Consider the following 15284-nt stretch of genomic DNA (forward strand, 5'->3'; position numbering starts at 1 on the left):
TGTTTTCGTTTATACGTTTAGTTTAGGAGATCTCTTAAAGATCCTTTGCTCTTTATAATGTCCAGCTCTGCCAGTTTATATTGCAGCAGTGCTTCGTTGTAGCTGTTTTGCGCATCAGCCAGGGAGGTTTCTGCGTTGAGCAGATCCGTTAAACCAGCCAAACCGAGTTTGTAGTTATTCTGGGTAGAATAATATACTTCGTTGGCGAGGTCCACGTTTTCCTTTTGTGTGGTGATGGTAGATAAGTTGCTACGCACCATCAGCTTGGCATTTTCGTAATCTGTGCTGAGCGTTTGTTCAGTATCTTCTATTTGCTTGCTCAATTGACGCAGGGTAACGTTTTGCTGGTTTACTTTAGAGCGGCGGCCAAAACCATCGAAGATGGGTATTTTGAGCGACAAGCCGATGGCGGCAGCACCAAACCAGCTGGTAGAGTTAGAAGGATCTTTGGAGAAAGCGAATTGCTGGCTCATCCCGTTGTAAGAATATCTTCCAAATAATGACAGAGAAGGGTAATACTCCGCCAGATAAGCTTTTTTCTGGAACAGTTGCAGTTCTTCCTGTTTCTTCAATAATTTATATTCCGTTCTGTTGGCGATATTCATATCATCGTATTGCAATACGCCGGCAGCTGTGGTTTCAATTTCTTTCAATGATGCCGCAGGCATCAGGAAGGAAGATTGCAATGGCATACCCATTACCTTTTTCAGGTTATTGGTTTGCATAGCATACTGATTCAGCAGCTGTGTGCGTTGCGTCAGGTAGTTGGTCAGATTAACCTTGATACGATCGAGGTCTATCTTCTTAGCCAACCCATTATCAAATTGTGATTTGGTAGCGCTTACCAGTTGAGTCAATTTCTCAATATTACTGTTGATGGTCACAATTTTCTCCTGTGTTACCATCAGTTGATAATATAGCTGAGATACGCCATAAATCACGTTTTCTTCGGATTGTACGGTTTGTATTTTATAATACTCTTCTCCGGCTTTCGCTGCTTTCAAACCGGTAAATACGGCCTGATTAAAGATTTGCTGACTCAGCTCTGCGCCTACGGTGGCATTGTACTTTACACCAAAAGCCACGAGGATAGAGCTATCTGGGGGTTTACCCAATACCTTACCGGGAATGAGTGATTTCTGCAGCATCAGGTTATCTGTATAAGATGCGTTACCATTCAGCTGAGGCAAGGCCTGGGAGCGGACTTCCTGGGTTTTGAATTTACCCATTTCCTCGTCCATTTTAGTCCGGGCCAATTGTTTGTTGTTGTTCAATGCAAACTTCAGCGCTTCCTGTAAGGTCAGCTGTGTTTGGGCATAGCCATTATACACCCCTATCCCCAACAGGAGGACAAGCGTTAACTTTAATCGCTTCATAAATTAAATCAGTTAGCGTAGTCGTTTATTCGTCTTCGTTTATATGCAGGTACTGGTTAGCCAGCTTATGTCCTTTGATGGTGGCAATGCCCAGTATAAAATGGGCGGTTACCTGTTCCATTACCGCGTGCAGGTCAAATTGATCTGCGGGGTATTGTATCGGATCAAATGCGGCTTCCAGCTGTAGCTGGCGCATACGTGCTACAATATCAATATGGAGGTTTTGACGATATAGGCCTTCCGTCGTGCCTCGTTTTAGATTGCCTTTGATATTACACAGTATCGTATCTCCCTTAAAACTCTCAATACTCTTCCAGGTGTCCGGATGGTACTTCTGGATTTCATACAACATCACCGGGTTAAGGGTTTTGGCTATGCTGGTAACATATTTCATGTTACGCACCATTTCTTCGATAGCATCAGCTGTGGTTTGCAGTGATGCGGTAAAATAATTAATATGATTAGTTAACAACTGCTGCATCCCTTCATCTATCAACGCCTGTTTGTCTACAAAATGCTCATATACTGTTTTCTTCGAGATACCACAATCACGTGCAATGTCGAACATCGTCACACCTTTCACTCCATAGGTTCTGAACATTTTCAGTGCCGTTTCCAGTATCCGTTCTCTCACCACCATGATTTCCGTTATTATGCTTTTATTCCTTTAATGAAGATCTCCAGCAGTTGTTTTTGTTTCTCYATGATATTATCCATCATCTCATCGTCCAGGTCCATGTCTTCGCGGATATGGTCGGGTACAGAAAAGCGCAGGCCCATAGTAGCTTGTACCAATAATTCGGCTGTCAGCGCAGGATCTGTTACACTAAATTCCCCGGAGGCAATGCCGGCTTTTATGATGTCTGTATGGATATTAAATTCTCTTTGTTTGGCTTTCTTTTTCTCCGCTATAAAAAAGGAGGAGTTGTCTTGTATGATTTGGAATAATTCGAGGCGACAGAATTTCGTGATAAATTCTTTTCGCAGATCGATGATATTATATAATGCCTGCGCAGCCGACTTCAAATTTGCAGCTTCTTTTTCCATTGTCTGGAAGTAGGCTTCCGCAATTTTTTGTAGTACGGCTGTATGCAGGGCTTTTTTGTCCGGGAAATAATAATACAGCGATGCTTTGGAGCAGTGAAGATCATCTGCTATTTCATTCATCGTCGTTTTTGAAGCGCCATAGTGAGTAAAACGCTTCAGAGCCGCGTCCAGGATTTTATCCCGCATTTCATCTTTAGCTTCTGTCTGCATTAACTTTTTGACTTTTTTAGTTTCAAGGTCAAAATTAGGAAGTTTTTTGGAAATAGTAATAAAAGTTGACCATTTAACAGGTTTTTAACTTTTCGACGAAAAAAGTCAAAAGGAAGAAAAAGGAGTTGAAAGCATAAAGCGTAAAGCAAAAAGCTATTAAAGCGATTGATAAGAGCGAGTATTCTAATTACTTATCCGCTCTTATCAATCGCTTTAATAGCTTTTTGCTTTATGCTTTCAGCTCTTTATATCTAGCTCAACTTTTCCAGTGCAGCCTGCAGTTTTTCGAACATTGCCGGGATCTCTTCTTTCACACAAGTACCAACGCTGAGGCGGTACCATGGAGAGTTTTTAGTAGATCCGAATGCGTAGAACGGCACCAGCGCCAGTTTCGCTTCATTCAGGATGTAAGAAGTAACAGCAGCCTGATCAGCGAGAACAGTGCCTTCAGCAGTTTTCTTACCTACCAGGTCAAACTTAACGGTCAGGTAAATAGCCGCCTGCGGAGCGATAGCTTCTACCTGGTGGCCAGCGTTCTTCAGTTTATCGAAGCCCTGGTAGATTTTTACCAGTCTTTCTTCGATTTCACCTTTAAAGTGTTTCAGGTAAGTATTTACATTCTCTTTCTGTACCAGGTAGCGGGCAGCAGCTTTTTGTTCTGCCATCGGGCTCCAGGCACCTACGTGAGAGAGAATAGATTTCATTTTACCGATTACGTGTGCGGGTCCTAACGCCCAACCAACTCTTACGCCGGTAGCAGCGAAGGCTTTACTCATACCATCAATGAAAATGGTGTAGTCTTTCATTTCAGGACGGAGAGAAACCGGGTTGTAGTGGTGTGTTTCACCAAAGGTGAGTACCCAGTACATCTGGTCGAACAGCACGTAAAGTGGCTTTTCGTCGGCACCCCTGCTTTTATTTTCTGCGATAACGAGGTCGCAGATTTCTTCCAGTTGTTGTTTACCAAAGGCAGTACCAGTAGGGTTTTGCGGAGAGCAAAGCGCCAGGAGGCTAGCACCTTTCAGCAGTGGCTTCAGTTCAGCCGCTGTAGGCATGAAGAAGTTTTCTGCTTTGGTTTCCAGCACTACGTGTTCCGCTTCCAGGAAGTGGGTGTAGTGGTTATTGTTCCAGGAAGGAGTAGCGTATACTACTTTTTCACCACGGTCCAGAATAGTTCTGAAAGTAGCATAAATGATAGGACGACCACCACAGGAAATCACGATTTCCTTAGCTGGATCGTAGGAGAGACCTTCACGTTCAGCTATAAAATCACCTACTGCCTGTCTTAACTCCGCGATACCATCAGCAGGAGGATAGTTAGTAAGGTGCTCCTTATAGGCTGTTATGATTTCCTGTTCAAATTCAACCGGGATGGGAAATACCTTCGGGTCAAAATCGCCTATGGTGAAATTGTAAATCTTCTCACCCTTGGCCTGTTTCTCCTTTATTTCAGCTGCTAACTTAATGATTTCGGATCCAATCAGTGTTTCGGCTAAATGAGACAGTTTCATAACCTGCTTTTTTTGTTGGTTTGGAATAATTTTTTTTAGCGCGGCAAAAGTAACCGATTTGAAGATAATTTAAAAGAATTGGGGAATTCTTTTCACATTCTTCAATAATCAAGACAAGATATTGCATCTCATCTAAACAAAACCCTTTTTTCTATCTTTCTGTCTAGTATTATATTAAAAACAAATGTTTGAACCCTCACAAAACGTTGTGTAAAACCGCGTTATCTTAGTGTATAAGATGTGATGAAATTAGGGAGAATGACAAAACTTTCTATCTTTGTTTACAGTACATTTGACCTTTTATGCAAGGTAACATGTGAATCAGGCCACTTGCCTTAATGGTTACCCAAGAACAAAAAACGATAAGCAAACTTATATAACTCATGAAATTTATTGTTTCTTCCTCTACTTTATTAAAACAATTACAACAGATCAGCGGGGTTATCAATTCCAACACAGTATTGCCTATACTGGAGGATTTCCTATTCCTGATTGACAAAAACGAACTGACTGTAGTTGCTACTGACCTGGAAACTGTTATGCGGGTGAAGCTGGAGGTGGAAGCCAAGGAAAGMGGTCGTATCTGTATCCCGGCAAAAATCCTGATGGATTCTCTCAAAAATCTGCCTGACCAGCCTCTTACTTTCCACATTGACCTTAATTCCTACGCGGTAGAAATTACTTCAGACAATGGTAAATACAAGGTAATGGGCGAAAATCCGGAGAACTTCCCGAAAGAACCTGCTGCTGACGATACCACGTCTTTTACTATGTCTGCCACAGGCCTGGTAACCGCTATTAATAAAACCCTGTTTGCGGTGAGCAATGATGACCTGCGCCCTGCTATGACTGGCGTATTCTTCGAAATCGCTCCCGACAGCCTTACTTTCGTAGCCACCGACGCACATCGCCTGGTGAAATATGTGAGAACAGACGTTAATTGTCCGCAGGCCGACAGCTTCATCGTACCTAAAAAGCCGCTGAACCTGCTGAAATCTGCCCTCCCGGATAACGAAACACCAATTAAAATCGCTTATAGCCAGAACCACTTCTTCGTGCAGCACGAAGGCGCCCAGATGATCTGCCGCCTCATTGATGCCCGTTTCCCTGACTATAAGGTAGTAATACCAAAAGATAATCCTTACCGCCTCACCGTAGTAAAAAGCGACTTCCAGAACGCTTTAAAACGTGTAGGCGTGTTCGCTAATAAGAGCACCAACCAGGTAGCCCTCAGCATCACCGGCAGCGAATTACAACTCTCTGCCCAGGATGTGGACTTCTCCTTTGAAGGTAACGAACGCATGAACTGCCAGTACACCGGCGATGATATGCAAATTGCTTTTAATGCGAAATTCCTCATTGAAATGCTGAATGCAGCAGAAGGCGATGAAATTTCTATCGACCTCGCCACTGCCACCAAAGCAGGTATCCTCCGCCCTTCCGAAAAAGAAGAAAACGAAGATCTGCTGATGCTGGTAATGCCGCTGATGCTGAATAACTAAATATTGAGCTAAAAGCATAAAGCCGAAAGCAAAAAGCTATTAAAGCGAATGACCTAAGCGAGTATTTTACATTACTCATACGCTTAGGTCATTCGCTTTAATAGCTTTTTGCTTTCGGCTTTATGCTTTTAGCTTTAAAGTAATATATAATACGATACTCCCCAGGAGCTTGCTATTTTCTTTGCCCATGGCTCAAAAGAGCCTTTTATTATTCCCTAAATAGTTGTAATTTTTCACCGGAATCAGGGGGAAAAGTCACCCACCAGGTTCAGGACAGTAACGCAGAGATAATAACAGTAACGCATATATGTTTGCTGTGTATTATATAATTATATCACTTCCCCGTATCCTCCGTAGAGATTTTGTTGGCCTGGTCACGAAAAACCAATTAAGCGCAGCATTAGTACAACTATATATAATTACCTTTTATGGTAAGCTTTTTTGAACATATTCCGTCTGTATACCGTACAGCCATTTTAGTGGGAGGACTCCTGTTATTATGGGTCCTGGAAGGTATGCTTCCAAGGTTCCGCTTTGGTGGTAGTCGCTATAAACACGCGGGTACCAACCTGTTCTTTACCCTGACGACCGTCATCGTAAACACCGGGCTGGCGTTTCTGATCGTAAAAGCTACCCAATGGACCAGCGCCAACAGGTTTGGCATCCTGTACCTGGCCCATCTTCCTCTGTGGTTACATACCTTATTGGCAATAATGCTGCTGGATTTCCTTGCCGCATGGCTCATCCACTGGGTACAACACAAAACCGCGTGGATGTGGCAATTCCATAAAATACATCATATAGATACCGAGATAGATGCTACCACCGCGCTCCGGCACCACCCGGTAGAAAGCCTGTTCCGGATCATCGCGCTCTTTGCGTCGATCCTTGTTCTGGGCGTTCCTTTCTGGATGGTTATGCTTTATCAAAGCCTGTCGGTCGTGTTTTCACAGTTCAGTCATGCCAATATCCACCTGCCGCAATGGCTGGATGATACCGTCAGCTGGATCATTGTTTCGCCTGACATGCACAAGGTGCACCACAGCCATTACCAACCGCAAACAGATGCCAATTATGCCAATATATTCTCTATGTGGGACCGTATGTTCGGCACCTTCGTGAAAGTGCGGGATACCCTCTCTATTCGCTATGGATTAGATGAATACCAGGACCCACGTTATCAGGAAATAGGTCCCCTGCTAAAAGTGCCCTGGGAAGCTACCGGAGTGGTAGAAGAAAAAGTGAGTAGTCAACATAACAACCTATAAGCAAATTTTTATTCCTTCACCTGTTTTTTAAAAACTCGAATACATATGCAACAACACTCAACAACTCTGACTAAAACGGCCTGTATATCAGCGCTTATCATTGGTGTATTGTCGGCCGCCTTTGCCTTCACCACCAAAACGCCTAACTATGCCGTTACTGCTGGTTCTGTAGCAATCGTATTAGGCCTTATCTCTTTATTTATCGGAAGAAAAAATATCGACGATATGCAACTCGCCGCTGCCGGCATATTCATGGCAGTAGTAGCTTGCCTGGTAGGATTATGGCAGCTGTATAACTGATTTAGTTTCGTTTATGGTATTTTTCCACATAGCCCTCAGCGGCCTTTACAGGAAATAATACCAGCGAAGTATCTGACAGTTCCTTAATAATAGTCGTATCCACAATAGTGGACGTGTCTTTTACACCTTCGGAATGATTCCATAGTAACAAGGTGTCGTGTGTCAACCTCCATTTCTCGTATACCAGCGTATACATGTTAATGGATCTGGCAGTTCCGTTCTTTCTTAGTTGAAAACCCTGCATTTCCTTATCCAGGCCTGCTACAGGCTGAATCCACATCCCTATGAGCTTAGCTGCATCCACATGCAGCGTATCCGCAACAGCAGCGATGCTGTCAGTAATGCCGGCATTACTGCTGTCTGCGATACTAACCAGGCTGCTATCATCATACAACTCCTCCTTATTCTCTTCCTTATGTTTCCCTCCATTACACGCAACGGCCAATATCAATAAACACACTAAATTGAATCTTACCATGATTTAAAATTACGAATTACAAATTACGAATTACGGATTTGTAAGAAGATAATAGCGAATGGGCTTCCTACAAATCCGTAATTCGTAATTTGTAATTCGTAATTTCTAAAAAATTGCCTTACTTTTACGTCTACACTTTAGGGGTGTTTATCCACCACACAGGCGGATAAACTGAGATGATACCCTCAGTACCTGAAGCAGTTCGTACTGCCGTAGGGAAAAGTAACTGAACCTTTCTCATCTTCCACATCCTTAAAGTTTATTGTTTCACTTTAATTCCAATTCATCATGGAAGTGCATGTAAACAATAAACTTTATGCGGTGCAGCCAGGAACAACCATTGCTGCACTCTTACAGTTTATTCAACTCTCTGCTCAAAAAGGCATCGCAGTAGCCGTCAATAACCAGGTTATACCCAAAATCCATTGGGAAAACCAATCGCTATCGGCTGCAGATAATATTACTATTATCCGGGCCACACAAGGCGGTTAGTCCCCCTTGATTTAAATTTCGTATACCCTTTTCCGTAGTATGATATTACGGAACGGACATTTCTATCTGTAAAAATCCAGACATCATGCAACAACAGCCTGCGGCCATCAGTCGCACACCCTTTCCTGCATCAGAAAAAATCTATGTAGACGGCCATATCCATCCTATAAAAGTAGCCATGCGCAAAATAACGCTCACGGATACACGCATCGACGGCAGAAATGGCGCGTCCACGCCTAATGCACCAGTAGTGGTATACGATACCAGCGGTGCATTCTCAGATCCTAATATACCCATAGACGTTAGCACCGGCATTCCCCGCATTCGCGAAGAATGGATTACTGCCAGAAAAGACGTAGAACAGCTGCCACAATATACCAGCCCCTTTGTGAGAAGCCTCATGCAGGAAGGCGGAAAGATGCCCCTGATGAGCCTTACCCATAAGCCACTTCGCGCTAAATCCGGGCAAAACGTTACTCAACTCTACTACGCGCAACAGGGTATTATTACACCCGAAATGGAATACATCGCCATCCGCGAAAACCAATGCGCTGATAAATTATATGAAGAAAATAATGCACTGTGGGATCAACACAAAGGCCATAGCTTCGGCGCCAACACACCTGTAAAGTACATTACGCCTGAATTTGTAAGACAGGAAATTGCAGCCGGCAGAGCGATTATTCCTTCCAATATCAATCACCCGGAAAGTGAACCCATGATCATTGGCCGCAACTTCCTGGTGAAAATTAACGCCAACATCGGCAACTCCGCCGTAAGTTCCAGTATTGAAGAAGAAGTGGAAAAATCAGTATGGGCCTGCCGCTGGGGCGCGGACACCATCATGGATCTGAGCACCGGCAAAAATATCCATGAAACAAGGGAATGGATTATCCGGAACTCCCCCGTTCCCATTGGTACCGTTCCTATTTACCAGGCACTCGAAAAAGTGAATGGAAAAGCGGCTGATCTTACCTGGGAAATTTTCCGCGACACCCTCATCGAACAAGCAGAACAGGGCGTAGATTACTTTACCATTCACGCCGGTGTTTTATTAAGATATATACCGCTTACCGCCAAACGTGTCACCGGTATTGTTTCCCGTGGTGGCTCTATTATGGCCAAATGGTGTCTGGCGCATCATAAAGAAAACTTCCTGTACACCCACTTTGAGGAAATTTGTGAAATCATGAAAGCCTATGATGTAGCATTTTCTTTGGGAGATGGATTACGCCCTGGTAGCATCGCTGATGCAAATGATGCCGCGCAGTTTGCAGAATTAGAAACCCTCGGCGAACTGACTAAAATAGCCTGGAAACACCAGGTACAGGTGATGATTGAGGGTCCGGGACACGTGCCCATGCACCTTATCAAAGCCAACATGGACAAACAACTCGAACACTGCCACGAAGCACCTTTCTATACATTAGGACCACTAACCACTGATATCGCCCCGGGATACGATCACATCACTTCCGGCATCGGCGCCGCCATGATAGGCTGGTTTGGCTGTGCGATGCTTTGCTACGTGACGCCTAAAGAACACCTGGGCTTACCCAATAAAGAAGATGTACGGCAAGGCGTGATCACTTATAAAATTGCCGCACATGCCGCCGACCTCGCCAAAGGCCATCCTGGCGCGCAACACCGTGATAATGCCCTCAGCAAGGCCCGGTTTGAATTCCGCTGGGAAGACCAGTTCAACTTAGCACTTGATCCGGAAACCGCCCGCTCGTACCACGATGAAACATTGCCTGCTGAAGGCGCTAAAATTGCACACTTCTGCTCTATGTGCGGACCTAATTTCTGTTCCATGAAAATTACGCAGGAAGTCAGAGCTTTTGCGGCCGAACAGGGTATGGAAGCTGAACAGGCCGTAAATGCAGGTTTGAAAGAAAAGGCGGAAGCCTTCGCGGCACAGGGCGGAGAAATTTATTTTTAACCACATTTAAAAAATAATTTTGATCTGGGTCATCACATCACCTGAACGTATACACGAAGAAAAGCAGATAATAGCAGCACTATTATCTGCCGGTGCTTCGCGGGTAGTACTCAGAAAGCCAGGATGGACAACCGCACAATACCGGGCACTGCTGGACAACATCCCACCGGACTATTACAACCAGCTGCTAATCCGCGATGAACCGCTGTTAGCAGCCGAATACGGACTTGCCGGTGTGCATTGGAGTAAAGGCGTCAGCGCCTTTCATGCAACAACCATATATACAGAAAACAGTATCGGCATTCACTCAGCAGACGAAATAACGGTTACGAATACACGCTATTCAATATTGCTGTTAAGCCCGGTATTCAACAGCATTTCCAAACCTGGCTATACCGGCAGGGCAGCAGGCATGCTGACCAACAAAGACCATCGGCCTGTGCTTGCATTAGGTGGTGTAGACCATACCAATATCATCTTACTAAAAAAATGGCAGTTTGATGGGGCCGCTTTATTAGGCGCTATCTGGCAAACACCGGCGAAGGCCGTTGAAAACTATTATCGCATTCAGGAATTATGGAACAAGAGCGACCTTACGTGATGAGCTTTGCCGGTCTGGACCCCTGCGGGGGAGCCGGTTTGCTGGCAGACATTAAAACCTTTGAGCAGCACCGGGTAACCGGACTGGGTGTATGCACCGCCATTACGGTGCAAACACCTGAACAATTTGTATCCGTAGAGTGGCTACCGGTAACGCATATACTGGCACAGGCAAAACCATTGCTCGGCAATCCTTTGCTTCAGTATTGTAAAATTGGTATCATGGCAGACATTCAATCTCTGCTGGAATTAGTCAGGCAGGTCAAGTTATTGTCGCCCGGTATCCGTATTATCCTGGACCCCGTCCTGAAAGCATCTGCAGGCTTTACTTTCCACGGTCATATACAACAACAGGCCTGGAAGGAACTGTTATCTGAGCTATATCTCCTCACGCCTAATTACGATGAGGCCTTAGCGCTAACAGGGCTTACAGATGGAGAAGCCGCCGCCAGAAAATTATCTGACTGGTGCGCAGTACTGCTGAAAGGCGGACACCATAAAAACAAACCGGGGTACGATACTTTATACACCGGTGATGTGATACATAGTTTTGAACCGGTATTAAAGCGGGTATATCCCAAACACGGCTCCGGCTGCGTATTATCTGCCGCTATTACCGCCGGCCTCGCCAACGGCGAATCATTACACGACGCGTGTGCTAACGGCAAAGCCTATACGGAAAAGTTGTTGGCCAGTCATTCATCATTAACAGGATATCATCACATATGATCAGCAAACTACACTACATATCACAACCGGACCATATCGGTAACATCACAGCGGCACTGGATGCCGGCTGTAAGTGGATTCAGTTACGTATCAAAAACGAAACACCGGCTACTGTTTTGCCGGTAGCCGAAGCTGTAAAAAAAATCTGCGACCAGTATAAGGCGTCTCTGATCATCAACGACTACCCACACATTGCCGTGGCAGTGGGCGCTGCAGGTGTACACGTAGGCCGCCTGGATATGACCGTAGCCGCCGCCAGGGCCATTACCGGTAACAACCTGATAGTAGGTGGTACCGCCAATACCCTGGACGACATTCTCCAGCATGTGGCCGACGGCGCCAACTATGTAGGTGTAGGCCCTTACCGGTTCACCACTACCAAACAAAACCTGAGTCCTATTCTGGGCCTCGGCGGCTATCAGCAAATTTTACAGGCGTTAAAAGAAAGGAACATAACCATCCCTGTTATCGCCATCGGCGGCATTTTGCTGGATGATATCTCCGCCCTGATGGAAGCCGGCGTACATGGCATTGCCGTAAGTGGACTGGTTACACAGGCCATGGACAAGCAAAGCATCGTTCATCATATTCATCAACAGCTAAACCATACCCCTACATGGAGCCTTTAATCATAGCCGGCAAGCAGTTTTCGTCCCGGTTGTTTACCGGTACCGGCAAGTTTTCTTCTCCCGATATCATGGAAAGTGCGCTGCTGGCTTCCGGCAGCGAGCTGGTAACGGTGGCGCTGAAGCGGGTGGAGATGGATAACAAGGCAGATGATATGCTGCAGCATCTGCAACATCCGCGGCTCAACCTCCTGCCTAATACCTCCGGTGTACGTACTGCCAAAGAAGCCGTGTATGCGGCACAACTGGCCAGGGAAGCCTTAGAAACCAACTGGATCAAACTGGAAATACATCCTGATCCCCGCTACCTGATGCCAGATCCGGTGGAAACCCTGCTGGCGGCTACAGAGCTGGTAAAGCTGGGATTCGTGGTATTGCCTTATGTGCATGCTGATCCCGTGCTGTGCAAGCGGCTGGAAGAAGTGGGCACCGCTGCTGTTATGCCTTTAGGCTCTCCTATAGGTAGCAATAAGGGATTAAAAACCATCGACTTTCTGGAGATCATTATCGCGCAAAGCAATATTCCCGTGATTGTAGATGCCGGCATTGGCGCCCCCTCTCATGCGGCGCAGGCCATGGAAATGGGCGCTAGCGCGGTATTAGTGAATACAGCCATTGCCGTGGCCTGTAACCCGGTACAGATGGCCCTGGCCTTTAAAGCCGGAGTAGAAGCGGGGCGCATGGCCTATGAAGCTGGTTTGCCGGGTAGCAGTCAGCAAGCCATTGCTTCCAGTCCGTTAATTGCTTTCCTGGATGAAGCCTAATTCAATTTTATCATCTATTTAATCCTTCATCATGTTTAAAAGCATATTTGATCAGTATGAGTGGAACGAGGTAAAAGCCGGTATCTATGCTAAAACATCCAGGGATGTAGAGCAGGCATTGCACCATCAACGTCGCTCGCTGGACGACTTTGCCGCACTCATTTCTCCGGCGGCGGCGCCTTACCTGGCGCAAATGGCGGCTGTCAGCAATACCCTTACCCGACAACGGTTTGGCAACACCATGCAGCTGTACATTCCGATGTATCTCTCCAATGAGTGTCAGAATATTTGTACCTACTGCGGGTTTAGTTTGGATAATAAAATCAAAAGAAAAACCCTCAGTCCGGCGGAAATATTGATGGAAACAGCCGCTATCAAGGAGATGGGGTTTGATCACGTGTTGCTGGTAACCGGAGAAGCGCATCAGCAGGTGGGGACAGAGTACTTCAAAAAAGTACTGCAATTGCTTCGGCCTCATTTCTCCAATATTTCTATGGAAGTGCAACCGATGGACGAGCAAGACTACCGGGAGCTAACAGCAGAAGGGCTGCATGCAGTGCTGGTATACCAGGAAACCTATCACCAGGATGACTATAAAAAGCATCATCCCAAAGGGCGGAAGTCGAACTTTGAGTACCGGCTGGAAACTCCGGACCGGTTGGGCCGTGCGGGTATCCACAAAATGGGGCTGGGTGTACTGATAGGGCTGGAAGACTGGCGCACAGACAGTTTCTTTACTGCCCTGCACCTGAGCTACCTGGAGAAAAAGTACTGGCAAACGAAGTACAGTATTTCCTTTCCGCGTCTGCGGCCATTTTCCGGAGGACTTACGCCTAAAGTGGTGATGACCGACCGGGAACTGGTACAATTGATTTGTGCTTACCGGTTGCTGAATCAGGAAGTAGAGCTCAGTATTTCTACCCGGGAGGAGGAAAAGTTCCGGGATCATATCGTGCATTTGGGCATTACCGCCATGAGTGCGGCTTCCAAAACTAATCCGGGTGGATATGTGGTAGATGCGCAATCTCTGGAACAATTTGAAATTTCGGACGATCGGAGTGCGGTTGTTATTGCGGAGATGCTGAAAGGGCAGGGGTATGAGCCGGTTTGGAAAGATTGGGATACTTCCTTTTCGGGATAAAAAAAAGGTGGTTGGTTAGACCACCTCGTTATTATTGTTGTTTTTCATGGGGAGGTTAAAATGTATTACAAGCTTCAAATTACTTCTCTCAATCATACTAAAGGTAGCACTGCTAATAGAATTTAAAAAGGGACAAATCAAACTGAACAAAATGAACAGACCGGATTCAAATGAACAGCGCCCTCTTTTTCACCTCGCTTTTTAAGAATGAACAGGCCCTGATCAGGAGTGCGAAAGGGCATAAAAAGGGCTGCTTCAATTGCTGAAGCAGCCCTGTACCGAAAATCCCGTAGTTGCCATATTACTTATTAAGATAAGTATGATTGGAATCTAATAATATCAAAAGTAATATGGTCATTCTGAACAACAACAGTAAGCAGTGATATGAACAAAAAGAACAGATCCGATTTAAATGCACAAAATGCTCATTGACTGACTACATCCCGGTAGCTTTTTATTGTATCATGCGCTTCCTTCAGCCGGGCCCGCTGGCTGGAAATCAGCTCCCGTACACTATAAGGCATGGATACAGCACTACTCAGTGCATCCGCATAGGCACGTTGTACGGCATCTTCCCCATATTCACAGGACGAAAAAAGTGAATACCGGTCAGTTCCCGTAAAGATGGTTTTTACAGACATCCAGGTGCGATATATTTTTCCGCTGATAGTGCCTTCTGTAGTAGTATCTGCGCCCTGCGCCGCCAATTGCTGATTTAACACCTCCACATATTTTACACTATCGTTGATCATATGTTGAAACAATGCTTTCACATCTGCATCATTACTGGCGTTCCTGGCTATCTTGTACCCTTCAATCCGGTCGTTATTGATTTTGATGAGATCACTTAAAAGGGTTGCCAATTTGTCTTCCTGAAGCATAATAAAAATTTTAGGTTAAAAAGATAGGTACCTTTTCATTTTCAAAAATGTTTCCATTTTACCAAAGCCTTTATCAACAAGTACTTCCAGAGAAATATACCTGCGGTACCCGTCCTTTTTTGTCCCGGATGGTGGAGAAGCTTCCACAACACAGCAGGGTCAACGATGTTGAGATGACTGTAAACAAAGCAATTACCGGATTGGCATAAATTTTTAGAGATATTCCTGAACCAAATCCTTGAAACAATGAATAGCCTTCTTTATTTAATCGCCGTAATTCTAATTATAGGATGGGTACTCGGATTCTTTGTTTATTCCGCAGGATCATTAATACATGCCTTGCTTGTGCTGGCTATTATTGCGATCCTCATCAATATTATCAGAGGCAGAGCGGTATAGGATGATTTTCATCCTATA

17 protein-coding genes and 1 riboswitch are annotated in these 15284 nt (G+C 45.2%); of the genes, 11 read left to right on the top strand and 6 right to left on the bottom strand.

From position 1 onward, the window contains the following. Window positions 1-17 precede the first annotated feature (17 nt). The 4 genes from AC1DFM_RS15095 to AC1DFM_RS15110 form a co-directional block, all read right to left on the bottom strand. Window positions 18-1376: a TolC family protein gene (locus AC1DFM_RS15095; protein WP_477077562.1), complete on the bottom strand. Its 1359-nt coding sequence runs from the start codon at window positions 1374-1376 to the stop codon at window positions 18-20. 25 nt (window positions 1377-1401) lie between these two features. Further along, window positions 1402-2016, bottom strand: a complete 615-nt coding sequence (locus AC1DFM_RS15100; protein ID WP_477077563.1) for a TetR/AcrR family transcriptional regulator — start codon at window positions 2014-2016, stop codon at window positions 1402-1404. 11 nt (window positions 2017-2027) lie between these two features. Beyond that, a complete protein-coding gene (locus tag AC1DFM_RS15105) occupies window positions 2028-2633 on the bottom strand; it encodes a TetR/AcrR family transcriptional regulator (RefSeq protein ID WP_477077564.1) in 606 nt (201 codons plus the stop codon). Window positions 2634-2884: 251 nt separating this feature from the next. Then, the gene (locus AC1DFM_RS15110; protein ID WP_477077565.1) at window positions 2885-4144 is read right to left on the bottom strand and encodes a pyridoxal phosphate-dependent aminotransferase; all 1260 of its coding nucleotides are present in this window, start codon (window positions 4142-4144) and stop codon (window positions 2885-2887) included. A 383-nt stretch (window positions 4145-4527) separates the two neighbouring features. Here AC1DFM_RS15110 and dnaN point away from each other — a divergent pair, with 383 nt between their 5' ends. From dnaN to AC1DFM_RS15125, 3 genes are all read left to right on the top strand, one after another. Continuing rightward, a complete protein-coding gene (gene dnaN, locus AC1DFM_RS15115) occupies window positions 4528-5646 on the top strand; it encodes a DNA polymerase III subunit beta (protein ID WP_477077566.1) in 1119 nt (372 codons plus the stop codon). Between the two features lie 428 nt (window positions 5647-6074). Next, a complete protein-coding gene (locus AC1DFM_RS15120; protein WP_477077567.1) occupies window positions 6075-6914 on the top strand; it encodes a sterol desaturase family protein in 840 nt (279 codons plus the stop codon). A 45-nt stretch (window positions 6915-6959) separates the two neighbouring features. Continuing rightward, window positions 6960-7214, top strand: a complete 255-nt coding sequence (locus AC1DFM_RS15125; RefSeq protein WP_477077568.1) for a hypothetical protein — start codon at window positions 6960-6962, stop codon at window positions 7212-7214. Window position 7215: 1 nt separating this feature from the next. Here the strand turns inward: AC1DFM_RS15125 and AC1DFM_RS15130 are convergent, their stop codons facing one another. Then, window positions 7216-7692 (bottom strand): lipocalin-like domain-containing protein, encoded by a 477-nt coding sequence (locus tag AC1DFM_RS15130; RefSeq protein WP_477077569.1) that lies wholly within the window; start codon window positions 7690-7692, stop codon window positions 7216-7218. Window positions 7693-7821: 129 nt separating this feature from the next. Then, window positions 7822-7928: riboswitch (TPP riboswitch) on the top strand. Window positions 7929-7980: 52 nt separating this feature from the next. Between AC1DFM_RS15130 and thiS the strand changes: the two genes are divergently transcribed. From thiS to thiH, 7 genes are all read left to right on the top strand, one after another. After that, the gene (gene thiS / locus AC1DFM_RS15135) at window positions 7981-8184 is read left to right on the top strand and encodes a sulfur carrier protein ThiS (protein ID WP_291919657.1); all 204 of its coding nucleotides are present in this window, start codon (window positions 7981-7983) and stop codon (window positions 8182-8184) included. An 85-nt stretch (window positions 8185-8269) separates the two neighbouring features. After that, window positions 8270-10126 (top strand): phosphomethylpyrimidine synthase ThiC, encoded by a 1857-nt coding sequence (gene thiC / locus AC1DFM_RS15140; protein ID WP_477077570.1) that lies wholly within the window; start codon window positions 8270-8272, stop codon window positions 10124-10126. A 19-nt stretch (window positions 10127-10145) separates the two neighbouring features. Then, window positions 10146-10727: a thiamine phosphate synthase gene (locus AC1DFM_RS15145; protein WP_477077571.1), complete on the top strand. Its 582-nt coding sequence runs from the start codon at window positions 10146-10148 to the stop codon at window positions 10725-10727. Continuing rightward, window positions 10703-11455 (top strand): hydroxymethylpyrimidine/phosphomethylpyrimidine kinase, encoded by a 753-nt coding sequence (locus AC1DFM_RS15150; protein WP_477077572.1) that lies wholly within the window; start codon window positions 10703-10705, stop codon window positions 11453-11455. Before AC1DFM_RS15145 ends, AC1DFM_RS15150 begins: the two co-directional genes overlap by 25 nt. Then, window positions 11452-12084, top strand: coding sequence for a thiamine phosphate synthase (locus tag AC1DFM_RS15155; protein WP_477077573.1), 633 nt, complete (start codon window positions 11452-11454; stop codon window positions 12082-12084). The genes AC1DFM_RS15150 and AC1DFM_RS15155 overlap by 4 nt, the downstream gene beginning before the upstream one ends. After that, window positions 12072-12845 carry a thiazole synthase gene (locus AC1DFM_RS15160; RefSeq protein ID WP_477077574.1) on the top strand — a complete coding sequence of 258 codons (774 nt, stop codon included), beginning with the start codon at window positions 12072-12074 and terminating at the stop codon, window positions 12843-12845. Before AC1DFM_RS15155 ends, AC1DFM_RS15160 begins: the two co-directional genes overlap by 13 nt. A 31-nt stretch (window positions 12846-12876) precedes the next feature. Beyond that, a complete protein-coding gene (gene thiH, locus AC1DFM_RS15165; RefSeq protein WP_477077575.1) occupies window positions 12877-13986 on the top strand; it encodes a 2-iminoacetate synthase ThiH in 1110 nt (369 codons plus the stop codon). Window positions 13987-14411: 425 nt separating this feature from the next. On the opposite strand, the gene AC1DFM_RS15170 is transcribed toward thiH, so the two are convergent. Continuing rightward, a complete protein-coding gene (locus tag AC1DFM_RS15170) occupies window positions 14412-14867 on the bottom strand; it encodes a PA2169 family four-helix-bundle protein (RefSeq protein ID WP_477077576.1) in 456 nt (151 codons plus the stop codon). A gap of 246 nt (window positions 14868-15113) precedes the next feature. Here AC1DFM_RS15170 and AC1DFM_RS15175 point away from each other — a divergent pair, with 246 nt between their 5' ends. Continuing rightward, window positions 15114-15266, top strand: coding sequence for a lmo0937 family membrane protein (locus tag AC1DFM_RS15175; RefSeq protein WP_477077577.1), 153 nt, complete (start codon window positions 15114-15116; stop codon window positions 15264-15266). Window positions 15267-15284 lie beyond the last annotated feature (18 nt).

This window comes from Chitinophaga sp. 05T412 (assembly GCF_056396465.1).